The organism is Paraburkholderia sp. A1RI-2L (assembly GCF_048957375.1).
Classification (GTDB): Bacteria; Pseudomonadota; Gammaproteobacteria; order Burkholderiales; family Burkholderiaceae; genus Paraburkholderia.
This window is the reverse complement of record NZ_JARBTA010000001.1, coordinates 662,747-684,591: the sequence shown is the minus strand read 5'-3', so window position 1 is coordinate 684,591 and position 21,845 is coordinate 662,747. Positions and strand designations below refer to the sequence as shown.

19 protein-coding genes are annotated in these 21,845 nt (G+C 64.6%); 3 read left to right on the top strand and 16 right to left on the bottom strand.

All coding sequences use genetic code 11. From position 1 onward, the window contains the following. Positions 1-122 precede the first annotated feature (122 nt). Positions 123-2,390 carry an excinuclease ABC subunit UvrC gene (gene uvrC / locus PWP93_RS03285; RefSeq protein ID WP_421043445.1) on the bottom strand — a complete coding sequence of 756 codons (2,268 nt, stop codon included), beginning with the start codon at positions 2,388-2,390 and terminating at the stop codon, positions 123-125. Positions 2,391-2,574: 184 nt separating this feature from the next. Here uvrC and earP point away from each other — a divergent pair, with 184 nt between their 5' ends. The 3 genes from earP (at position 2,575) to PWP93_RS03270 (ending at position 6,718) form a co-directional block, all read left to right on the top strand. Further along, entirely contained in the window at positions 2,575-3,879 is a 1,305-nt protein-coding gene (earP, locus tag PWP93_RS03280; protein ID WP_421043444.1) for an elongation factor P maturation arginine rhamnosyltransferase EarP, read from the top strand. 142 nt (positions 3,880-4,021) lie between these two features. Next, complete coding sequence (efp, locus tag PWP93_RS03275) at positions 4,022-4,579, top strand: elongation factor P (RefSeq protein ID WP_421024363.1); 558 nt, start codon at positions 4,022-4,024, stop codon at positions 4,577-4,579. 753 nt (positions 4,580-5,332) lie between these two features. After that, positions 5,333-6,718: a sigma-54-dependent transcriptional regulator gene (locus PWP93_RS03270; protein WP_421043443.1), complete on the top strand. Its 1,386-nt coding sequence runs from the start codon at positions 5,333-5,335 to the stop codon at positions 6,716-6,718. 146 nt (positions 6,719-6,864) lie between these two features. On the opposite strand, the gene nagZ is transcribed toward PWP93_RS03270, so the two are convergent. The 15 genes from nagZ to fabF all read right to left on the bottom strand — a co-directional run bounded on the left by nagZ (position 6,865) and on the right by fabF (position 21,763). Further along, a complete protein-coding gene (gene nagZ, locus PWP93_RS03265; RefSeq protein ID WP_421043442.1) occupies positions 6,865-7,905 on the bottom strand; it encodes a beta-N-acetylhexosaminidase in 1,041 nt (346 codons plus the stop codon). Between the two features lie 71 nt (positions 7,906-7,976). Next, positions 7,977-8,396: a holo-ACP synthase gene (gene acpS, locus PWP93_RS03260; protein ID WP_421024367.1), complete on the bottom strand. Its 420-nt coding sequence runs from the start codon at positions 8,394-8,396 to the stop codon at positions 7,977-7,979. A 49-nt stretch (positions 8,397-8,445) separates the two neighbouring features. Then, complete coding sequence (pdxJ, locus tag PWP93_RS03255; RefSeq protein WP_421024368.1) at positions 8,446-9,213, bottom strand: pyridoxine 5'-phosphate synthase; 768 nt, start codon at positions 9,211-9,213, stop codon at positions 8,446-8,448. Further along, positions 9,210-10,196, bottom strand: a complete 987-nt coding sequence (gene recO, locus PWP93_RS03250; RefSeq protein ID WP_421043441.1) for a DNA repair protein RecO — start codon at positions 10,194-10,196, stop codon at positions 9,210-9,212. The genes pdxJ and recO overlap by 4 nt, the downstream gene beginning before the upstream one ends. A gap of 31 nt (positions 10,197-10,227) precedes the next feature. After that, entirely contained in the window at positions 10,228-11,133 is a 906-nt protein-coding gene (era, locus tag PWP93_RS03245) for a GTPase Era (protein ID WP_035523058.1), read from the bottom strand. 81 nt (positions 11,134-11,214) lie between these two features. Next, on the bottom strand, positions 11,215-12,450 hold the full coding sequence (gene rnc / locus PWP93_RS03240; RefSeq protein ID WP_421043440.1) for a ribonuclease III: 1,236 nt from the start codon (positions 12,448-12,450) through the stop codon (positions 11,215-11,217). Positions 12,451-12,620: 170 nt separating this feature from the next. Next, entirely contained in the window at positions 12,621-13,514 is an 894-nt protein-coding gene (gene lepB, locus PWP93_RS03235) for a signal peptidase I (protein WP_421043439.1), read from the bottom strand. Positions 13,515-13,547: 33 nt separating this feature from the next. Then, complete coding sequence (lepA, locus tag PWP93_RS03230; protein ID WP_421024372.1) at positions 13,548-15,341, bottom strand: translation elongation factor 4; 1,794 nt, start codon at positions 15,339-15,341, stop codon at positions 13,548-13,550. A 129-nt stretch (positions 15,342-15,470) separates the two neighbouring features. Next, entirely contained in the window at positions 15,471-15,797 is a 327-nt protein-coding gene (locus tag PWP93_RS03225; protein WP_421043438.1) for a glutaredoxin family protein, read from the bottom strand. Between the two features lie 3 nt (positions 15,798-15,800). Then, the gene (locus tag PWP93_RS03220; RefSeq protein ID WP_421043437.1) at positions 15,801-17,312 is read right to left on the bottom strand and encodes a DegQ family serine endoprotease; all 1,512 of its coding nucleotides are present in this window, start codon (positions 17,310-17,312) and stop codon (positions 15,801-15,803) included. Positions 17,313-17,332: 20 nt separating this feature from the next. Further along, positions 17,333-18,403: a MucB/RseB C-terminal domain-containing protein gene (locus PWP93_RS03215; protein WP_421043436.1), complete on the bottom strand. Its 1,071-nt coding sequence runs from the start codon at positions 18,401-18,403 to the stop codon at positions 17,333-17,335. Positions 18,404-18,409: 6 nt separating this feature from the next. Beyond that, positions 18,410-19,063: a sigma-E factor negative regulatory protein gene (locus PWP93_RS03210; protein ID WP_421043435.1), complete on the bottom strand. Its 654-nt coding sequence runs from the start codon at positions 19,061-19,063 to the stop codon at positions 18,410-18,412. A gap of 87 nt (positions 19,064-19,150) precedes the next feature. After that, entirely contained in the window at positions 19,151-19,750 is a 600-nt protein-coding gene (gene rpoE / locus PWP93_RS03205) for an RNA polymerase sigma factor RpoE (RefSeq protein WP_035522669.1), read from the bottom strand. Positions 19,751-19,986: 236 nt separating this feature from the next. Continuing rightward, a complete protein-coding gene (locus PWP93_RS03200; protein WP_421043434.1) occupies positions 19,987-20,490 on the bottom strand; it encodes a protein YgfX in 504 nt (167 codons plus the stop codon). 31 nt (positions 20,491-20,521) lie between these two features. Next, positions 20,522-21,763, bottom strand: coding sequence for a beta-ketoacyl-ACP synthase II (gene fabF / locus PWP93_RS03195; protein WP_421024378.1), 1,242 nt, complete (start codon positions 21,761-21,763; stop codon positions 20,522-20,524). Positions 21,764-21,845: the final 82 nt, after the last annotated feature.

Genomic DNA, 21,845 nt, shown 5'->3' with positions numbered 1-21,845 from the left:
CGCGTCACCGGACCTGCCACAAGCAAACGTAAGGCAACGCGGCGGGTGGCGCGGCCGCGAAGTCAACCGCGAAGTCAACCGCGAAGTCAACCGCGAAGTCAACCGCGAGGTTAATCGCGGGCTCAATGAAGCTGCTGATAGATCTGTTCGGCAAGCGCGTGCGAAATGCCCTCCACGCTTGCCAGATCCTCCACGCTCGCGGCCATCACGCCGCGCAGGCCGCCAAAGCGCGCGAGCAGGCGTTGACGGCGTTTCGCGCCCACCCCCTCGAGCTCTTCGAGCCGCGAGGTCTGGCGCGTCTTGCCGCGCTTCGCGCGCATGCCGGTGATTGCGAAGCGGTGTGCCTCGTCGCGGATCTGCGCGACCAGCATCAGCGCCGCGCTCTCCTTGCCGAGTTCGAGCGGCGCGCGGCCGTCGGCGAATACAAGGGTCTCGAGACCGACCTTGCGCCCCTCGCCCTTGGCCACGCCCACCAGCATCGCGGGGTCGAGCCCCAGCTCGTCGAACACCTGGCGCGCGATCTCGACCTGGCCTTTGCCGCCATCGATCAGCACGATGTTCGGCAGCGTGCCGCCGGGCGCGGGTGATTGTGCGCCTTCGGGCTGCGCCATGCTGACATCGGCATCCTCAGTACCATCGGTCGCGCCGGACATTGGCGAGACCTGCGCTTCATCACCCGCATCGGCATCGTTGCGCGCCGATTGTGCAACCATCTTTTCGTAGCGCCGCGTGAGCACCTGGCGCATGGCCGCATAGTCGTCGCCGCCCGTGATGCCGGTGATGTTGTAGCGCCGGTACTCGCCCGACTGCATCTTGTGATGGTGATAGACGACGCACGACGCCTGGGTCGCCTCGCCCATCGTATGGCTGATGTCGAAGCACTCGATGCGCAGATGCGCGAGGTCGTCGAGTTCGAGCCCGAGCATCTGCGCGAGCGTGCGCGTGCGCGCCTGCTGCGATCCTTGCTCCGAAAGCAGGCGTGCGAGCGCAAGCCGCGCGTTCTGCTCGGCCATCGCGAGCCAGGCGCGCTTTTGCCCCTGCGGCTGGCGCAGCAGCGTGACCTTGTGGCCGGCCTGCTCGCTGAGTACGTCGACGAGTTCGCAGTTCGCCGGCGGATGGCTCACCACGAGCACTGGCGGCACGCGGTTGCCGAAGTAATGCTGGGCGATGAACGCGTCGAGCACTTCGGATTCGATGCCCGTCTCGCGCTTGCGGCGCGCCCTTGCACGAGTGGACGCCGTGGAATCGGCGCCCGCCTCGCCTTCCTGCGCCTCGTTCGCGAGATCCGCTGCGAACGCGAGCGGATCGGCCTCGGCGTCTTCGCAGGCAGGCTCGCGCACGTCGCGGCTTTCTTCACGGCTTTCCTCGCCATCCTCGCCAGCATGCGCGCCCGCAGCGGACACCATGGCCTTGCGCGCGAGCGACGGCAACGACTTCAGCGCCGATGCCGCCAGCACGGTCTCGCCGTCGATCTCCTCGGCGACGCCGCCTTCCTCGTCGGTCAGCGCACGTTCGACATGGGTCGGGAAATACGCCTTGTCGCCCAGATGCCGGCCGCCGCGCACCATTGCGAGATTCACGCAGACCCGCCCGCCCAGCGCCACCACCGCAAGAATATCGACGTCGCTCTCGCCGCCGGTTTCGATGACTTGTTGATGCAGCACCGTAGCGAGCGAGCTCATCTGATTGCGCACCGCCGCCGCCTGCTCGAACTTCAGCTCGGCTGCGAACGCATGCATCTTGGTCTCCAGCTCCTTCATCACCTCGTTCTGACGGCCAAGCAGAAAGCGCGAAGCGTTGCTCACGTCGCGCGCGTAATCGTCGGCGCTGATCGCGCCCACGCACGGCGCGGTGCAACGCGCGATCTGATGCAGCAGGCACGGCCGCGTGCGGTTGTTGAAGACCGAGTCTTCACAGGTGCGCAGCTGAAACACGCGCTGCAGGATCTGAATGCTCTCGCGCACCGCCGAAGCACTCGGAAACGGCCCGAAGTACTGGTTATTACGATCGACCGCGCCACGGTAGTACGCCATGCGCGGAAACTTGTGACCCGTGAGCTTGAGAAACGGATACGACTTGTCGTCGCGAAAGAGGATGTTGTAGCGCGGCGTCAGCGCCTTGATGAGGTTGTTCTCGAGCAGCAACGCTTCGGCCTCCGAGCGCGTCACCGTGGTCTCGATGCGCGCGATGCGCGTGACCATCATGGCGATGCGCGGCGAAAGCTGCGTCTTCGTGAAGTAGCTCGACACGCGCTTTTTCAGGTCGCGCGCCTTGCCCACGTAGAGCACCGCGCCCTGCACGTCGTAATAGCGATACACGCCGGGCAAATGCGGGAGCTGTGCCAGGACCTCTTTCGGGTCGAAAACGTCGGGATCGGTGGAAGCGGTCATCCAGTCTGGGGGCGTGGGGTGGCGTCGGCCGGCAGGCCGCGCCGCCTGCGCGACGCCATCATGCGGGTGTCTTAGAATCGCAAGTTTAGATCATTCCGCGCGCGGGCCGAGCCCGTCGGCTTCGTTGGCCGGTATGGCCTCGATGGCCGTGCTTGCGGCCCCCGCACCTGCCCCCACCTCCGTCATGCCACACAGCAAACGTCTCGCAGCAAACAGCCAACGCGACGCGGCAGCAGATGCAGCCAAATCAGCGGCTGAATCAGCAGCCACAGCGCGCATCGCCTGCGACATCTTTTGCGCCGTGATCGACAATTTCGGCGACATCGGCGTGTGCTGGCGCCTCGCGCGCCAGCTTGCGCACGAGCACGGCTGGGAAGTGCGCATCTTCGTCGACGATCTGCATGCGTTCCAGAAGCTGTGTCCCGCGCTCGATCCCGGGCGGGCGACGCAGATCGTCGAAGATGTCGTGATCGAACACTGGCACGAGCCCGAGCACGCCGGCGAGACGCTCCAGATCGCCGACGTGGTGATCGAAGCGTTCGCCTGCGAACTGCCGGGCGTCTATGTGGCCGCGATGGCGCAGCGCGAGCGCACGCCCGTGTGGCTGAACCTCGAATACCTGAGCGCCGAAGACTGGGTCGCCGATTTCCATCTGCGCCCCTCGCCGCATCCGCGCTACCCGCTGCTCAAGTACTTCTTTTTCCCGGGCCTCGGCCCCGGCACCGGCGGCGTGCTCAAGGAGCGCGACCTGGATGCGGCGCGCGCTGCGTTCGAACGCTCGGACGACGCGCGCGCCGCGTGGTGGCAAAACGCCACCGGCGGCCCGCCGCCCGGTCCGCAAGCCACGGTGATCTCGCTCTTCGCTTACGAAAACCCCGCCGTCGACGCGCTGCTCGAACAATGGTGCAGTAGTCCGACGCCGATCGTGCTGCTCGTGCCGCAGGGCCGCATCTCCGGCTCACTTGCGCGTTTTTTCGGCGTCGCGTCGTTCGACGCCCACGCACGCGCCGAGCGCGGGTCGCTGCGCGCGTATGGCCTCGCCTTCACAGAGCAGCGCGGCTACGACGCGCTGCTATGGGTCAGCGACCTCAATTTCGTGCGCGGCGAGGATTCGTTCGTGCGTGCGCAATGGGCCGCCCGGCCGTTCGTCTGGCAGATATACCCGCAGGGGGACGACGCCCATCTGCCCAAGCTCGATGCGGCGCTCGAACACTATGCGCGCACGCTCGACGAAGCGCCGCGCAACGCGCTCGCGCGCTTCTGGCACGCCTGGAACGGCAACGACGCCCATACGGTCGGTGGCGCGGACCGGACGCCCAACGCCGTCGACGCGCCCCCGCAGATTCCACTGCCCTCACCCGACTGGCGCGATTTTGCGCAATATTTGCCCGAGTTCAAGGCCCGGGCGCAGGCATGGTCGAGCGAACTGGCGCAAGCCGGCGATCTCGGCGGAAATCTAGCCGAATTCGCAAAAACTCAGTTAAAATAAGCGGTTACCCGACGGCACCCGTCTCAAGCGCTTCGATTTTCGTTCCCCCAGTCATCAAGGGGACACACCATTCGAACCGCTTGCGACGTTTGCCGTCGCGCACACTCGAAGCTATTTAATCTGGACAGGACTGTTTTTTATTATGAAGACCGCACAGGAACTCCGCGTCGGCAACGTCGTGATGATTGGCAACGACGCCATGGTCGTGCAGAAGGCCGAGTACAACAAATCGGGCCGCAACGCCGCCGTCGTCAAGATGAAGTTCAAGAACCTGCTGACCGGCGCGGGCATGGAAACCGTGTACAAGGCTGACGACAAATTCGACGTCGTCGTGCTCGATCGCAAGGAAGTGACGTACTCGTATTTCGCCGACCCGATGTACGTGTTCATGGACGCCGACTACAACCAGTACGAAGTCGAAGGCGAGATGATGGGCGACGCCCTGCACTACCTCGAAGACGGCATGGCTTGCGAAGTCGTGTTCTACAACGAGAAGGCCATCTCGGTCGAACTGCCGACCGTGCTCGTGCGCGAAATCATCTATACGGAACCGGCCGTCAAGGGCGACACGTCGTCGGGCAAGGTCCTGAAGAACGCCAAGCTGAACACCGGTTTCGAACTGCAAGTGCCGCTCTTCTGCAACATCGGCGACAAGATCGAAATCGACACGCGTACGAACGAGTACCGCAGCCGCGCCTGACGCGTTCGCCTGCGACGTGCGAGTGTATCCGCAACGTTCTGGCTAGCGCACGCAACGCCATCTCGACGCATGGCGAATGCAAAAAATAAAAGCGCCCCGTGGGGCGCTTTTTCTTTTTTTCACGAACGTGTATGTTTGTGACTACATGGGAAATCCTTACCGGTTTATTCAGGGACGCAAATCACGCGCATCTCGCAGCGGTAAGGCACAGCACTCATGGCACGGTTTCTGCTGGTTCTTTTTGAGATGCTCTCGCGATGCCGCAGCCCGCGAGCGTCGCCTCTCTCTGGACCGCGAGAAACACACAATGAATAACGACGTTTCTGCATGCAAGCCGTGGCCAGGCAGGACCTGGAACATCCGGAGCAAGCTCGTGGACGACGCGCTCATGAAGCTCGAACAGCGAAGCGCACGGACCACACCACGGATCGGCACGGATCGATTGACGGATGAAGCGGCTCGCGGCACGGTCGCGGCGGCGCTCGACGAGGCAGCTTGCTTGCAGCATGGGGGTAGTACGGCTTGAGCGTTGCACGTTGCAGCGGGCTCGCGCATCGCCGCGCGCCTGCCGTCAATCTGGGAGGACCGGAACTGAACAACATACTTCGAGACATCTCGGTGATCTCCGTGAAATCACCTGTATCGTGCCGCGCTGCAGTACGCCGCCACGTCGCGCCTGCTCGCCGCCAGCCGGGCATGCGCGCAAGCGTGCCCGCCCGGCACACCCGCGCTCATCCGTAAGCCGCTTCCACCATGCCCCACGCCCTGATTGTCGAAGACGATCCCAACAGCCTGTCCGGCCTCTCGGCCATCCTGGCCGCCGACGGCTTTTCCGTCGATACCGCGGCCACGCTCGCCGATGCGCGCGCGGCTTTGGCACGCTTCATCCCCGACGTCGTGCTCGTCGACCTGAACCTGCCCGACGGCGGCGGCCTGGAGCTGCTGCCTCACCTGCCCGCCCAGCCGCCCGGCGGCGCGTTGCCCGTGATCGTCATGACCGGCAATGCGACCGTCGAAAGCGCGATCGAAGGGCTGCGCCACGGCATCTGGGACTACCTGCTCAAGCCCGTCAATATTCCGCGCCTGCGCAGCCTGCTAGCACGCATTCCGCGCCCATACGAGCTAACCGAGGAAGTCCGCGCGCTGCGTGCAATGCTGCGCGAACTCGGCCGCTTCGGCCCGATGGTGGGCCGCAGCAACGCGATCCAGCACGTCTACGACGCGCTCGAACAACTCGCGCCCACCGAATCGGCGATCCTCGTGCACGGCGAAGCCGGTACCGGCAAGGAAGTGGCGGCGCGCACGCTGCATCAACTGAGCCGCCGCCGCAAGGGGCCGTTCATCGTCTGCGACGCACATGCGCGAGCGGCCGAAGCCGCCGCCGGGCGCCCGCTCGCGAGCCTGCTCTTCGGCCACGAGCGCGGTGCGTTCAACGGCGCGGAGCAGCGCGAGCCCGGTCTCGTTGATCAGGCGAGCGGCGGCACGCTCTTCATCGACGAACTCACCGAGTTGCCGCGCGCCGAACAGCAAGTGCTGCTGCGCGCGCTCGATTCGCAGACCTTCATGCGCGTGGGCGGCAACAGCGAAGTGGGCACCGATTTCCGCCTCATTGCCGCCACGCGCGCGGTGCCGCGCGACGCGGTCCGGCAGGGCCTGCTGCACGAGGATCTGTGGATGCGTCTCGATGCGGCGTCGGTGCAATTGCCACCGCTGCGCGAGCGTGAAGACGACGCGGCGCTGCTCGCCGCAGCGCGTATCGACGAACTCAATCTCGAAGCGCACGCACGCGGCCTTACCGGCACGACCCGGCTTGTCGCGCCCACCTTCCTGCGCGAGTGCCTTACCTACGACTGGCCCGGCAATGTGCGCGAGTTGCACGAGCGCGTGGAGCGCGCGTGGCATGCATCCGGCGACATCCTCGAAACCTTGCAGGCCGAGGAAACCAGCGGCGTCTCGCCGCGCGAAGTCAACGGCGGCCGCGTGCAGGTCACGGTCGGCACGCCGCTCGCCGACGTCGAGGAAATGCTGATCCGCGCCACGCTCGACGCCGTGGGCGGCACGCGCCATCGTGCAGCGTCGCTCCTCGGCATCAGCCCGAAAACGCTTTACAACAAGCTTCAGCGCATGCGGCTGAACTGACGCCCGCGACGTTTCTGACGCACGAAAAGAACGGCGGCCCTTTGAATTCACTTCGAATTCGAAGGGCCGCCGTTTCGTTTTTGGGAGCCGTGCGCGCGCGCCGTGTTACGTAACGCGTGACATGCGACCGCCCGCGCGAGCGACGCTCAAGGCAACACGGTACGCAACAACGCCTGTGCGGACAGATAGGCCGGGTCGGCCACGAGCTTGTCCCAGCGCAGCGCCTTGCCGCGCGGACGCAGCCGCCTGATGCGTTTCGCCGACGCCTGCGCTTCGCGCGTGGGCTCGGCGGTGCGCAGCGCGTCGAGCACCTTCTCCGCCTCGTGCGGCTGGTTGCAGATCAGCACCATGTCGCAGCCCGCCTCGATCGCCGCCCGAGCGCCCTCGGTCAGCGTGCCGCCCTGGCGCGCGGCCTCCATCGAGAGATCGTCGCTGAAGATCGCACCCGTGAAACGCAGGCGCTCGCGCAGAATCTCCTGCACCCAGATGCGCGAGAAGCCAGCCGGCTTCGAGTCGACCTTCGGATAGATCACGTGACCCGGCATGGCAGCCGCGAGCGAGAGGCCGAGCCAGTCATACGGCTGCGCGTCCTCGCCGAGAATCGACTCGAGCGGGCGGTCATCCACCGGCACCGCGACGTGCGAGTCCGCAGTCGCGAAGCCGTGACCCGGAAAATGCTTGCCGCAGTTCGCCATGCCCGCGAGCGCGAGACCGTGATTAAGGCTCTTGGCGAGCAGCGTGACGACACGCGGGTCGCGATGGAACGCGCGGTCGCCCACCACCTTCGACTGACCGTAGCCCAGATCGAGCACGGGCGTGAAGCTCAAGTCGATACCGCAGGCGCGCAGCTCGCTCGCCAGGATATAGCCGACCGACGTGGCCAGCTTGGTGGCGAGCAGCACGTCCTTGTCCCACAGCGCGCCGATGCGCCCCATCGCGGGCAGCACCGTGAAGCCATCGGTGCGAAAACGCTGCACGCGGCCGCCCTCGTGGTCGACGGCGATCAGCAGGTCCTCGCGCACCGCGCGGATGGCGTCCGTGAGCGCGACGAGCTGCGCGCGGTTTTCGTAGTGGCGCGCGAACAGGATCACACCGCCGGTTGAGGGATGCGCGAGACGGCGGATGTCGTCGTCGTTGAGCGTCGTGCCGACCACGTCGAGCATGACCGGTCCGGGAATTCTCTTCATCGATCGATCTGGCGTTGAATGGGCATGAAAAAACCGCGCGCGGCGTCTGCCGGGCGCGGCGTGATTGAAAATCAGCGCATCGGCTGATCGGCGGGGTGACCCGTTTCGGCGACCACGAATGAGACCGCGTAGTCCTGTTCGTCGGTAATCGAGACCTGCGTGGTGATGCCGCGCGCCTGAAGCCATTGCGCGAGCTCGCCCGAGGCCACCATGTACGGCTTGCCGCCGGGCGCGTTGAGCGTCTGCACGGCGCGCCAGGTCATCGGCATGTGGATGCCGAGGCCGATGGCTTTCGAGAATGCTTCCTTCGCGGAAAACCGCGTGCACAGATAGGCAAGCCCGCGCTTTTCCGAACGCGCCTTGCGCGCTTCATAAACCGCGAGTTCGTCGGGGCCGAGCACGCGCTGCGCAAAGCGCCCGTTGGTGCGCTCCATGACGGCCGCAACGCGGCTCACCTGGATGATGTCGGTACCGATGCCGTAAATCGCCATGCATTCCTCGTCGCCGGGAGGGCCAATGAGCGGGTCAATCAGATCGTGGTCACGCACGCGTCGCGGCAAGACGTGCCGCAACCATGATCGCCTTCATCTCGCGCACCGCGTTCTCCCAGCCCGCGAAGATCGCCTGCGCGACGATCGCGTGACCGATGTTGAGCTCGTGAATGCCGTCGATGGCGGCAATCTGCTGCACGTTCGTGTAGTGCAGCCCGTGACCCGCGTTCACCTTCAGCCCGAGGCCGATGCCGCAATTCACGCCCAGCACCACGCGCTCGAACTCGCGCTGCTGCTCGGCGGCCGCGTGCGCTTCGGCATAGCGGCCCGTGTGCAGCTCGATCACAGGCGCGCCGGTTTCGTGCGCTGCGCGAATCTGCGTCTCGTCCGGGTCGATGAAGAGCGACACGCGGATGCCCGCATCGGCCAGTTGCCGGCAAGCAGCGGCCACAGCATCGAATTGCCCTGCCACGTCGAGGCCGCCTTCAGTGGTCAATTCGGCGCGCTTCTCGGGCACGAGGCAGACATCTTGCGGCTTGATCTCGCACGCGATGTCGAGCATCTCGGCCGTGACCGCGCATTCGAGGTTCATGCGCGTCTTGAGCAGCGGACGCAGCTTGCGCACATCGGCATCAACGATATGCCGGCGATCCTCGCGCAGATGCAGCGTGATGACATCGGCGCCCGCTTCTTCGGCAAGCAGCGCCGCGCGGATCGGGTCAGGGTAAGCGGTGCCGCGCGCGTTGCGCAGCGTGGCGACGTGATCGATATTGACGCCGAGGTCGATCACATTAGGCGAAGTAAGGAAGAAGCTCATAGATTCTGCAGGTCGATCAGGATCTGGCGCGTCGCAAGCGGCGTGCCGCCAAGGTAAGTGTGCAACAGGAAACGCATCAGCGCCTTACTCTGCGCGACGGTCTGGGGTCGATGGTAATCGTCCTCTTCCATATCGAGCAACGTCTGGCCGGAAAGCACGGGCCATTGCGCCGGCCATTCGTCGGAGGCCTCGCGCACGCCGCGCTCGGGATCGAACACGTAGCGCCCCTCGGCCACCACGGCCTTGCGGTTCACCGTGCGGTTGAGCGCGAGCGCATAGCCAGTCTCGCGCAGCAGCACGCGCTCGAACGAGCGCAGGACCTGCACGGGCGGCTCGTCGTGCGCGAGGCGCGTCATCGTCACGACGTAGTGGCGAAACAGCGGCGGATGAGGATCTTCGCGCGCGCAGAACTTCACGAGCAGCTCGTTGACGTAGAAGCCGCACAGCAGCGCGTCGCCGGCCAGCGGCAGCATGCCGCCCACCCATTCGGCGCCGGTGAGCGTGCGCACTTCGCCCTTGCCGGTCCACGAAAGCGTGAGCGGCTGGAAGGTTTGCAGCACGCCGCGCAGCGTCGAGTGCGGACGCTTGGCGCCCTTCGCAACGAGCGCGACGCGGCCGTGATCGCGCGTGAGCACGTCGATGATGAGGCTGGTTTCGCGCCAGGGATAGCTGTGCAGCACGAATGCGGGTTGCTCGGCGACGCGGTAATCGGGCGTCGCGCTGCGCGGCGCGCGCGGCAAGGTGGAACGTGCGCTGGTCTTGCGCGAGGTGCGCGATGAAGGGCCGCGCTCGAGCGTGACGTCAGCGCCTTCGGCCAGTTCGCCGTGCGCCGCGGACGACGACTTGCGCGCGCCACGCGCGGGCGGGCGCACCGCGCGCGCGCGATCGCCGTCGGACGACGCGAAGTCGGCGTCGTCGGCGTTCATGCCCGCCTCGGGTGCGGGCCAGTCGTCGTTCAGGGTTCCGGCTGCGCCGTCAGTCATCCTGGCACCTGCGCCTCGCACTCGCAGCGGGTCACTCGTAACCGTAAGCGCGCAGGCCGGCCTCGTTGTCGGCCCAGCCGCTCTTTACCTTCACGAAGGTCTCGAGATAGACCGGACCGTCAAACAGCTTCTCCATGTCGAGACGCGCCTCGGTGCTGATCTGCTTGAGCTTGCTGCCCTTCTGGCCGATCACCATGGCCTTCTGGGTGTCGCGCTCGACGAGGATTGTCGCAAAGATGCGGCGCAGGCGCCCTTCTTGCTCGAATTTGTCGATGAGCACGGTGCTCGTGTACGGCAGTTCGTCGCCAGTCCAGCGGAATACTTTTTCGCGCAGGATCTCGGCGGCGAGAAAGCGTTCGCTGCGATCAGTGAGATCGTCTTCGCCATAGATCGGCTCGCCTTCGGGCAGATACGGCTTGAGCGTTTCAAGCAGGCGTTTGATGTCGTCGGGATTCCTGGCCGAGAGCGGAACGATCTCGCGGAACTCGCGCAGCTTCTGCACGCCCTCGATGAACGGATAGAGCGTGGCCTTGTCGGTCACGCGGTCGATCTTGTTGGCGATCAGGATCGTGGGCGCGTTCGGCGGAATCAGGTCGAGCACCTTCTGGTCGTCGGGGCCGAACTTGCCGGCTTCGATCACGAATAGCACCGCATCGACGGAGCTGAGCGTCGAGGTGACGGCGCGGTTGAGCGAACGGTTGAGCGCGGTGCTGTGGCGCGTCTGGAAACCCGGTGTGTCGACGAAAACGTACTGTGCGTCTTCGACCGTATTGATGCCGGTGATGCGATGGCGCGTGGTCTGCGCCTTGCGCGACGTGATGCTGATCTTCTGGCCGACCAGCGCGTTCATCAGCGTGGACTTGCCGACATTCGGACGGCCGACGATCGCGACCATGCCGCAGCGGAAACCGGCAGGAGTGGAAGTGGGTGCGTTCATGATCGGACCGGAGTAATGAAGCAAAGAAAGCGGAGCGGGAACAGGGCGCGCGCGGTTCAAACGCCGCGCGCCCGGGTTGAATCAGTGGCCGGCATCGGCGGCCCGCACGGGCACCGCTGCGCCGAGTTCGGCGGTGGAGCCCGCAGATGACCCGCCAGTCGAGCCTGCCGTTGATGAACCGTTCGATGTGCTGGACGGCGCGCCCGGTGACGGATCGTCTCCCGCGCCGGTCGTGCCGTTGCTGGGCTGTACGTCGCGGCTGCGCGCCGAGCGTGGCGCAATCGAACCAGCGGACGGCACAGCGTCGAATTTATCGGCAGGCTTGTCGGCCGACTTCTCCACGGAGGCGCGTTCGCCCTTCTCCGCACCGCGCTCCTGCACGTGCGCCGCGCGAATCACCGCGAGCGGCGCGGCCGGCGTCGCAGCGCTTGCAGCCGTGCGTTCGCCCGACTCCTCGCCCGCCGTGGCGGGATGGTGGGTGGCGGCATGATGGGCGCCGGCGCCTGAACGCTCGCCGCGCGCACGACGCTCAGGCGTTCGCAGATCGAGCGCGCCCTGCACGCCCGTCACGCCGGGCACGACCTCGAGTTCGGCTTTGGGCGCGCGGGCGCCTTTCGAGCGGCGCGGCTTGGCGACCACCGCGGGCGCCGCGGCCATCACCTCGTCGAGCGCCTTCTTCGCGGCGGCCTGTTCCGCCGCGCGGCGGCTTGCGCCCGAACCCGACACCTTCACGTCGAGCTTGGGCACCGTGCATTCGACTTCGAACTGCTGATTGTGCGCCGCACCATGCGTGGCGACCACGGTATAGGTCGGCAGCGCGATCTTATGACCCTGCAGATACTCCTGCAGCAGCGTCTTGGAATCCTTGCCGAGCGTACGCGGATCAATATGGTCGAGGATCGGGATATAGAGACGCTTGATGACCGTCTGGGCGGCGTCGAAGCCGCCGTCGAGAAAGATCGCGCCAAAGATGGCTTCAAGCGCATCGGCCAGAATCGAAGGCCGGCGGAAGCCGCCGCTGCGCAGTTCGCCCTCGCCGAGACGCAAGCCGTCGGCAATATTGAGGGCCTGAGCAATTTCGTAAAGCGATTGTTGCTTGACCAGATTCGCGCGCACGCGCGAGAGGTCGCCTTCGTCCAGCTTGCTAAAACGTTGGAACAATAGGGCCGCCACCGCGCAATTCAGAACCGAATCACCGAGAAATTCGAGGCGTTCGTTATGCGTGGCACTGTGACTGCGGTGGGTCAGAGCCTGGCGCAATAATTCCGCATTGCGAAATTCGTAGCGCAAACGGCTTTCCAACGGAGATAGGGGCATGGGGAGAGTATAACGCGCCCGCCGGCCCCGGCGAAAACGCCGGCCGGCGGGCGAAAAACCGTGATGAAGCGACGTTACCGGCGGTTCTTCAAGTAGCGCACGAAGATGCGCTGCGAATCAGGTGCAAGTCGCGTGCATTTTGCACGTACGCAGCGCACATCGAACGCGCATTACTCGAACGAGCCGATGCGCTTCAAGCTGCTGAAGTTCATCCAGACAAAGAACGCGCGGCCAACGATGTTGGCGTCGGGCACGAAACCCCAGTAGCGGCTGTCCGCGCTGTTGTCGCGGTTATCGCCCATCATGAAGTAATGTCCCGGGGGCACCTTGCAGATCACGCCGCGTGCGTTGTACTGGCAATTATCGCGATACGGATAATCTTCCGCGCCGACGATGAACGGCGGCACAGCGGGATTATTGAGGATGTTGTTCTTGCGGCCGCCGAGGTCTTCGGTGAACTGCTTCGCGTAGCCGATGCGCTCTTCGTCGAAGTAATCGGCTTGCGGCGTTTCAGGCACCGGCTTGCCGTTGATCGTGAGCTGCTTGTCCTGATAGGCAACCACGTCGCCCGGCAGACCGATCACGCGCTTGATGTAGTCGACCGACTCGTCCTTCGGATAGCGGAACACCACCACGTCGCCGCGCTGGAGCGCGCGGCCCTGGGTGATCTTCGTGTTGGTGATCGGCAGACGCAAGCCGTAATCGAATTTGTTCACGAGGATGAAGTCGCCCACAAGCAGCGTGGGCACCATCGAACCCGACGGAATCTTGAACGGCTCGACGACGAACGAGCGCACGAAGAACACGATCAAAATTACGGGAAAGAAGCTCGCCGTGTATTCGAGCCACCACGGCTGGCGTAGCTTTTCGTTGCGCAGGTTCTGACGCGTCGCGGGCGCGTTCTCGTCGGCGAAGCGCTCGCCAATGCGTGCCTGCTGCCGGTCGAATTCGGCGATCGCCGCATCGGCGGCAAGGCGCCGGCGCGGCATGAACACCAGCTTGTCTGCAACCCACGCGATACCCGTCAAAACGACGAGCACAAAAAGAATCAGCGCAAAATTCATGGAAAGGTCCGTTGTTCTGCTTGTCTGCCCAGCTTATTTGTCTTCGACCCGGAGGATCGCGAGGAACGCCTCCTGCGGAATTTCCACAGAGCCAACCTGCTTCATCCGCTTCTTGCCTTCCTTCTGCTTTTCGAGCAGCTTCTTCTTGCGCGTGATGTCGCCGCCGTAGCACTTGGCCAGCACATTCTTGCGCAGCGCCTTGATGTTCTCGCGCGCGATGATGTGCGCGCCAATGGCGGCCTGAATCGCCACGTCGTACATCTGGCGCGGGATGATCTCGCGCATCTTCGCCGCCACTTCGCGGCCGCGATACTGCGACTGCGAGCGGTGCACGATGATCGACAATGCATCGACCTTGTCGCCGTTGATCAGCATGTCGACCTTCACGACATCCGAGCTGCGGTACTCCTTGAACTCGTAGTCCATCGACGCATAGCCGCGCGACACCGACTTCAGGCGATCGAAGAAGTCGAGCACAATTTCGGCCATCGGAATTTCGTAGGTGAGCTGCACCTGACGGCCGTGGTACTGCATGTTGATCTGGTTGCCGCGCTTTTGCGTACAGAGCGTGATGACCGAACCCACGTAGTCCTGCGGCATGTACAGATTCACGGTCACGATCGGCTCGCGGATTTCCGCGATCTTCGAAGGCTCCGGCATCTTCGCCGGGTTCTCGACCATGATCTGCGTGCCGTCGGCCTGCACGACCTCATACACCACGGTAGGCGCCGTGGTGATGAGGTCCATGTCGAACTCGCGCTCGAGACGCTCCTGCACGATCTCCATGTGCAACAGGCCAAGGAAGCCGCAGCGGAAACCGAAGCCCAGCGCCTGCGAGACTTCGGGCTCGTACTGGAGCGAGGCGTCGTTGAGCTTGAGCTTTTCGAGCGATTCGCGCAGCGCGTCGTACTGATTCGCCTCGACCGGGTAGAGGCCCGCGAACACCTGCGGCTTCACTTCCTTGAAGCCCGGCAGCGGCTCGGCGGCCGGCTTGGTCGCGTGCGTGACGGTGTCGCCCACCTTGGTGGCGGCGAGTTCCTTGATGCCCGCAATGATGAAGCCCACCTGCCCCGCCGAGAGCGATTCCAGGTTGCGCGACTTCGGCGAGAACACGCCCACGTGCTCGACCGGGTACTGCGCGCCGGTGGCCATGAGCTTGATCTTGTCCTTCGGCCGCAGCGTGCCGTTGACGATGCGCACGAGCATCACCACGCCCACGTAGTTGTCGAACCACGAGTCGATGATGAGCGCCTGCAGCGGCGCCTCGGGATCGCCCTTGGGCGGCGGCACCTTGGCGATGAGCGCTTCGAGCACATCGTCCACGCCGATGCCGGTCTTCGCGCTGCAACGCGTGGCGTCGGTAGCGTCGATGCCGATCACGTCCTCGATCTCTTCGATGGCGTTTTCGGGGTTGGCAGCGGGCAGGTCGATCTTGTTGAGCACCGGCACCACTTCCACGCCAAGCTCGATCGCCGTGTAGCAGTTCGCCACGGTCTGCGCTTCCACGCCCTGGCTTGCGTCCACGACGAGCAGCGCGCCTTCGCAGGCCGAAAGCGAGCGGCTGACTTCGTACGAGAAGTCGACGTGCCCCGGAGTGTCGATCAGGTTCAGGTTGTAGACCTTGCCATCACGCGCCTTGTACGAGAGCGCGGCGGTCTGCGCCTTGATCGTGATGCCGCGCTCGCGCTCGAGATCCATCGAGTCGAGCACCTGCGATTCCATTTCGCGGTCGGACAAGCCGCCACACAACTGGATGATGCGATCGGCGAGCGTCGACTTGCCATGGTCGATGTGCGCAATGATCGAGAAGTTACGAATATGATCCATTCAGTGCCGATCAAGCGAAAAAGGCGCGCCCCAACGAAAGCTGGACACGCCTTGTAAACAGATGAAAAAACGATCTATTTTAGCCGAAAAGGGGACCGCCCGGCGAACCGTGCGGTAAGTCACGATGTGTCACGGCGCAGCGACGCCCTGTGACGCGCCATCGGACGCCGCGGCGCCCACGCCCAACGCGGCGCGCACGCGTGCCTCGTCGAGCCGGTAATGACACAGTTCGACGCCGTCACAGACCAGCACGGGCACGAGTTCGTCGTAACGCGCCTGCAGTGCGGGGTCGGAATCGACATCGATCACCTCGATGTGCGCCCCCGCCGCTGCCGCCAGCGGCTCCAGTGCCGCACGCATGTCCTCGCATAGATGACACCACGCACGGCCATAAAGCACGAGATGCGCCCCCGTGCACGAACCTGTCACGGTCTGGTTCCGGAAAGGGGCGCTCATCGCTTACTTCTGCCCCGGATTGCGCGGGCGCAGCGGCACGAACTGCGTGTTGTCGCCGCGACGCACGAGGATTGCCACCATCTTCTGCGAGTCGAGCCGCGACGTGACTTCCAGGAACTGCTTCGCGCTCGTGATATCCGTGTCACCCACGCGCAGGATGATGTCGCCCTTCTGCAAGCCCGCACGCGCGGCCGGGCCATCCACCGAGTCCACCATCACGCCGCCCTTGATCTTGAGCTGGCTCATCTGGTCGGCGGTCAGGTCCGTCACGGAAAGACCCAGCGCATTCGCCGCGCGCGGCTTCGGCTCCGGCGTCTTGCGCTGATCAGCCTTCGTGCTCTTGTCCGGCTGCAACTCGGCCACGGTGATCGGCAAATCGCGCGTCGCGCCCTTGCGCCAGATCGTGATGGTCGAGCGCGTGCCCGGCTTGGTATCGCCGACCATGCGCGGCAGGTCGGTAGCCGCCTCGACGGTCTGGCCGTTGAACTTCTGGATGATGTCGCCCGGCTGGATACCAGCCTTGTCGGCCGGGCCGCCTGGCTCGACGCTCGACACCAGCGCACCCTGCGCCTTCGGCAGACCAAGCGAATCGGCCACGTCCTTGGTCACCTCGCCGATTGCTACCGCAATCCTGCCGCGCGTGACCTTGCCCGTGGCCTTGAGCTGATCGGCCACGCGCATCGCCTCATCGATCGGAATCGCGAACGAAATACCCATGAAGCCGCCGGTGCGGCTATAGATCTGCGAGTTGATGCCGATCACCTCGCCCTGCATGTTGATGAGCGGGCCGCCCGAGTTGCCGGGATTCACGGCCACGTCGGTCTGAATGAACGGCAGATAGTCGCCCGTATCGCGGCCTTTCGCGCTCACGATGCCCGCCGTCACGGTGTTTTCGAGCCCGAACGGCGAGCCGATCGCGAGCACCCACTCGCCCACGCGTACCTTGTTCGAATCGCCGATGGTAATGGCCGGCAGATTGCTGGCCTGGATCTTCACGACCGCCACGTCGGTGCGGTCGTCCACGCCGATCAGCCTGGCCTTGAACTCACGCTTGTCGGTGAGCGTGACGTAGATGCTGTCCGCGTCGTCGACGACGTGCGCGTTGGTCATCACGTAGCCGTCGTTCGTCATGATGAAGCCCGAGCCCACGCCGCTGCTCTGCTCGGTATCGTTGCCGCTATCCGGTCCGGAGTCCTGCCCGCCGCCCTGGCCACCACCTTGACCGCCGCGCGGCGACTGGCCGCCCTGCGGCCCCTGGGGCACGGGAATGCCGAAGAAGCGCCGGAAAAATTCCGACATGTCGCCGTTATCCATTCCCGGCGGCAGACCGCGCTGCGAGAGCGTCACGCGCGTGGTGGTGCGAATGTTGACGACGGAAGGCCCCACCTTGTCCACGAGATCGGTGAAGTCCGGCAGATTGGCGGCAGGCGCCGCCGATGCCGTAAGCGAGGCGAACGGCAGGCACGCCGCCACCACCGCGGCCGCGAAGAATTTGCGCAGCGGGAGGATCGTCATATCGAAATCGGCCGTAGCAGTTACTTGGGAGCCTTGTATTCTATGGCAGACGCGAATTGCTGCAACGTGGTCTGGGGCACCTCGCCAAGCAAAGTGATCCAGTAGTCCCCGCTGCGCTTCACGAGCACATGGGTCGCGCCGCTGCTACCCGAGCCTTCCTTGCGACTGTTGTGCTCGACCGGTTCGACAAACACGGAGACGGCCGAAAGCCCATCGGAAAACACGGCCTGATCGACGGGAATGGGCGGCTCGTTGGCGTCGCGGGCGGCCATCGGGCGACGCACTTCGCGAATCATGCGAAAGCCCGGCACGGTCTGCGCGAAAGTCCAGCCTTGCGCCTGCATGTCAACCGTTTGCAGCGGCGCACGCACGACCGTCCAGCCAGCGGTATTGCGCATACCGGACGCGATCGGCGCCTTGTCCACCGGCACACCGATGCTCACCTGCGTAAAGGAAAGCTGCTGGAGCACCTGGCCATTCGACGGGTCGAGCGTCTGCGCGCGCAGCAGCAGGCCCGTTTTCGCATCGACCCACAGCTTGTAGGCAAAGCGCCAGGCGTCCTTCGGACTGAGCTCGATCACGCTGCTGTCGATGCCCGCCACACGGTCACTGCCGAGCATTTTCGGCTCATAGACGGCGAGCACCTGCTCACCATTCGTAGCGAGCAATGCCGGGAAGGCTTCCTTGTTCTGGCGTTTTTCGACGACACACAGCTTGCGCTCGGGCACGAATGTGTAGAGATCGTCGTTGTGGCGCAGCATTTTGCGCGGCTTGCCGTCGAGGCTCTCGAGCTGCTCGTACTCGCCGTCACTCCTCGTGGCGTAGTGCGTGATGCGCGAGGACTGCACGTACGCGCCGCGCTGGTAGACGAAGGTGCCCGTGTAGTTCAGCTGCTGAGCAGCCTGCTGGATGCGGTCGAGCCACTGCACGGCGCTCTGGCGCGCGGCCGGATCTGCCGTGGAGGCAGCCGACGCGCCTTGCGCGTGTGCGTGCGTGGCGGCAGACAGTGCGGTGAACATTACGGCTGCACAGCACAGCAATGCCGGCAACCGCCCCGAGATCGTCGTTTTATTGAACCGCGCTATCTGCATCAGACTTTATTGGCCTTGCGTGGTAAGGGCGGCAGACCGGATGAACGGCATGGAATCCGACATGACCGGTTGCTGCGCGAACTGCTGGTGCGCTTCGAGATATTCGTCCAGACGCGCATCGCGGATGATGTTGCCGTCCTGCATGGCGGCGGCCGTCTGCACCGGCACGGTATTCATGGCCACGCGCTGGACATTGTCGCCGGCGGATTGCACCGAGGCGATCTGCGGCGCGCCGGCCATGCCGACGCCGCGCATCTGCGGCATGACGATCCACGTCAGCGTGGCGGCCGCGGCGGCCACGGCCAGCGAAGGCACGACGCGGCGGCGCAACGCGAGAATGCGCGAGACGCGACCGGCATGCGCGGCGGATTGTGCCGACGCCGGCAAAGCCGCCGGCGCGAGCACGTGCGGCTCGGCCTCGAAACGCGCGGCAAAGCCCGCCATGAACGACTGGCTCGCAGCCGGGCTCATCGCCAGGTCGTCGGAGCGCAGCACGTCGCCGATCAGGTGATAGCTCGACCAGACCTTGCGGCCTTCTTGATCGAGCCCCGAAAGAATAGCGTTCAGATGCTGTTCATCGCCGGCCATTTCGCCGTCGACGAAGGCGGACAGTTGCTCGCCGCGCGAGCTTGACACCGATTGCATCGAAACCGACCCCATGATGCTCCCCATTTTCTTACAGAGCCCCGTAGTGACACACACCCACATCCAGTGTATTGCGTCCGTGCCCGGCGCAGTGCTGGCGTGCTACCAGCGCTTGCCTTCCGGTGTGTCCAGCAGCGGACGCAATTTTGCCGCAATGGCTTCGCGAGCCCGGAAAATTCTCGATCTGACGGTGCCGATCGGGCAGCCCATCATCTCGGCGATTTCCTCGTAGCTCAAACCCTCAATTTCCCGAAGAGTAATGGCGGTGCGCAGTTCTTCCGGTAAAACCGCCATGGCAGCGTTGACCGTCTCGGCGATCTGCTTGCTCATCAACATCGACTCGGGCGTGTTGATATCCCTTAGTTGATCGGCGTCCGAGAAAGTTTCCGCCTCTTCTGCATCTGCTTCGGTGGATGTGGGGGCGCGTCTTCCCTGGGTCGCAAGGTAGTTCTTCGCCGTGTTGACAGCAATTCGGTACAACCACGTATAGAAAGCCGATTCGCCACGAAACTGCGGCAGTGCCCGATACGCCTTGATAAAGGCGTCCTGTGCCACGTCTTCGACCTCGGCGGGATCCCGCACGAGGCGCGAGATCAGGCGGATGATCTTGCGGTGGTACTTGGAGACCAGCAGTTCGAACGCAGCCTTGTCGCCTTTTTGCACGCGCTCGACCAGCAACTGATCTATTTCTTTTTCGCTCACCTGAAAAATCCGTTAGCTCATTGAAGTGGACGCGGGGGCACCATTGTAGCGTTACCGCCACGCTGCCACGTTACACGCGTAACAGCCGTTACAGTCGTTACCGCGCTCTGGCAGACGCAGCACAAGACCGGCTGCGCTGGCGCAGCCAGAAACAATGCAGGCAATGCGAAAAAATGCGGGTACGCGAAACCGTCAAAACGCCGACCGCCGCGCAAGCGCGATGGCGCTTGAAGGCATTAACGGCCGGATGCGCCGCGCGCACTCACTGCGAGGATGCGGAAGATCTCGGCATCGAGAGAGTCGGCGGCCAGGAGCAGCGTCTTGCGGCGTCCGCCCTCTTCCACCACGAGCGCGAGGAGCGCTGCGCCCCACTGCGAAGCGCCGAGCAGGCGTCCATCGACGAGCTGCGCCCCGCTGCGCGCAAATGCAGCGAAACGATCGGCCCCGATTTCAATGAAGGCTGGCTGCGCACGGCGCCATGCCTGGAAAGCGAGCATCCCGGCCGCGCCCAGCGCGAACGCCGGCGGCAAAGCGCGCCACGCACCAAGCCAGGGCGCGAGCGTCGTGAAAAACGCGGTAGTTGCAATCAGCACGCCGGCAAGCTGCAGCGCTTGCAGTGCCCGGGACGGGCGCAAGGCGATGCGCGGCGCACGCGTGCGCCGCGCATCGAAAGAGGTGTTGCGGTCGGCCGGCGCATGCAGCTGCACCAGCGCGGCCGCCGTGTCGCGCGAGGCGATCACATCGGGCTCACATGCCGCTTTTGGCAGCAGTTCAAGCGAAGCGCTTGAAAACGAGCGTGCCGTTCGTGCCGCCGAAGCCGAACGAGTTCTTCAGCGCGACGTCGATCTTCATGTCCCGCGCGGTGTTCGCACAGTAGTCCAGGTCGCATGCCGGATCCTGGTTGAAGATGTTGATCGTCGGCGGCGACACCTGGTGGTGCACGGCCAGCACCGAGAACACCGACTCCAGGCCGCCCGCGCCGCCCAGCAGGTGGCCGGTCATCGACTTGGTCGAGTTGACGACGATGTCTTTCGCGTGATCACCGAACGCGCGCTTGATCGCGGTGGTTTCCGCAATGTCGCCGAGTGGAGTCGAGGTGCCGTGCGCGTTGACCCAGTTCACTTCGTTCGGGTTCACGCCCGCGTTACGCATCGCGTACTGCATGCAGCGGCGCGCGCCGTCACCGTCTTCGAGCGGAGCGGTCATGTGATACGCATCGCCGCTCATCCCGTAGCCGCCGACTTCTGCGTAGATCTTCGCGCCGCGCTTCTTCGCGTGCTCGTACTCTTCGAGGATCATCACGCCGGCGCCTTCGCCCAGCACGAAACCGTCGCGGTCCTTGTCCCACGGGCGGCTCGCCGTTGCCGGATCGTCGTTGCGCTGCGATAGCGCGCGCGCCGCCGCAAAGCCGCCGATGCCGAGCGGCGAGACGGTCGATTCCGCACCGCCCGCGATCATAACGTCGGCGTCGCCGTACTCGATCAGACGCGAGGCCTCGCCGATGCAATGCAGGCCGGTCGTGCAGGCCGTGACCATCGCAAGGTTCGGGCCTTTGATGCCGTACCTGATCGACAGGTGGCCGGAGATCATGTTGATGATCGAGGCCGGCACGAAGAACGGCGAAATACGGCGCGGGCCGCGGTTGAGCAGCTCCGTTTGCGTCACTTCGATCATGGGCAGGCCACCGATGCCCGAGCCCACCACCACGCCTACGCGCTCGGCATTCTCTTCGGTGATCTCGAAGCCGCTGTCCTGCATCGCCTGGACGCCCGCAGCAATGCCGTAATGGATAAACGTATCCATGTGACGTGCTTCTTTCGCCGGCATGTAATCTTCGACGTTGAAGCCTTTCACTTCGCCGGCAAAACGGGTCGAGAAGTTCGTAGCGTCGAACTTCGTGATGTTGGCGATGCCGGACTTCCCGGCGACCAGATTGGCCCACCCGTCGGCAACATTATTGCCAACAGGCGAAATCAGCCCCAGGCCTGTAACAACAACTCGACGACGGCTCACGGTAACCCCTTTTCCATAGATGACAAAACAAAAGCCACAGAGGCCACAGGAAATGCTCCTGTGAGCCCTGTGGCTAGTTGAC

Excerpts from the sequence above, each read along its gene's own strand:
- uvrC (WP_421043445.1), bottom strand. The coding sequence starts at position 2,390 with ATGACCGCTTCCACCGATCCCGACGTTTTCGACCCGAAAGAGGTCCTG.
- earP (WP_421043444.1), top strand. The coding sequence starts at position 2,575 with ATGCCACACAGCAAACGTCTCGCAGCAAACAGCCAACGCGACGCGGCA.
- efp (WP_421024363.1), top strand. The coding sequence starts at position 4,022 with ATGAAGACCGCACAGGAACTCCGCGTCGGCAACGTCGTGATGATTGGC.
- PWP93_RS03270 (WP_421043443.1), top strand. The coding sequence starts at position 5,333 with ATGCCCCACGCCCTGATTGTCGAAGACGATCCCAACAGCCTGTCCGGC.
- nagZ (WP_421043442.1), bottom strand. The coding sequence starts at position 7,905 with ATGAAGAGAATTCCCGGACCGGTCATGCTCGACGTGGTCGGCACGACG.
- acpS (WP_421024367.1), bottom strand. The coding sequence starts at position 8,396 with ATGGCGATTTACGGCATCGGTACCGACATCATCCAGGTGAGCCGCGTT.
- pdxJ (WP_421024368.1), bottom strand. The coding sequence starts at position 9,213 with ATGAGCTTCTTCCTTACTTCGCCTAATGTGATCGACCTCGGCGTCAAT.
- recO (WP_421043441.1), bottom strand. The coding sequence starts at position 10,196 with ATGACTGACGGCGCAGCCGGAACCCTGAACGACGACTGGCCCGCACCC.
- era (WP_035523058.1), bottom strand. The coding sequence starts at position 11,133 with ATGAACGCACCCACTTCCACTCCTGCCGGTTTCCGCTGCGGCATGGTC.
- rnc (WP_421043440.1), bottom strand. The coding sequence starts at position 12,450 with ATGCCCCTATCTCCGTTGGAAAGCCGTTTGCGCTACGAATTTCGCAAT.
- lepB (WP_421043439.1), bottom strand. The coding sequence starts at position 13,514 with ATGAATTTTGCGCTGATTCTTTTTGTGCTCGTCGTTTTGACGGGTATC.
- lepA (WP_421024372.1), bottom strand. The coding sequence starts at position 15,341 with ATGGATCATATTCGTAACTTCTCGATCATTGCGCACATCGACCATGGC.
- PWP93_RS03225 (WP_421043438.1), bottom strand. The coding sequence starts at position 15,797 with ATGAGCGCCCCTTTCCGGAACCAGACCGTGACAGGTTCGTGCACGGGG.
- PWP93_RS03220 (WP_421043437.1), bottom strand. The coding sequence starts at position 17,312 with ATGACGATCCTCCCGCTGCGCAAATTCTTCGCGGCCGCGGTGGTGGCG.
- PWP93_RS03215 (WP_421043436.1), bottom strand. The coding sequence starts at position 18,403 with ATGCAGATAGCGCGGTTCAATAAAACGACGATCTCGGGGCGGTTGCCG.
- PWP93_RS03210 (WP_421043435.1), bottom strand. The coding sequence starts at position 19,063 with ATGGGGTCGGTTTCGATGCAATCGGTGTCAAGCTCGCGCGGCGAGCAA.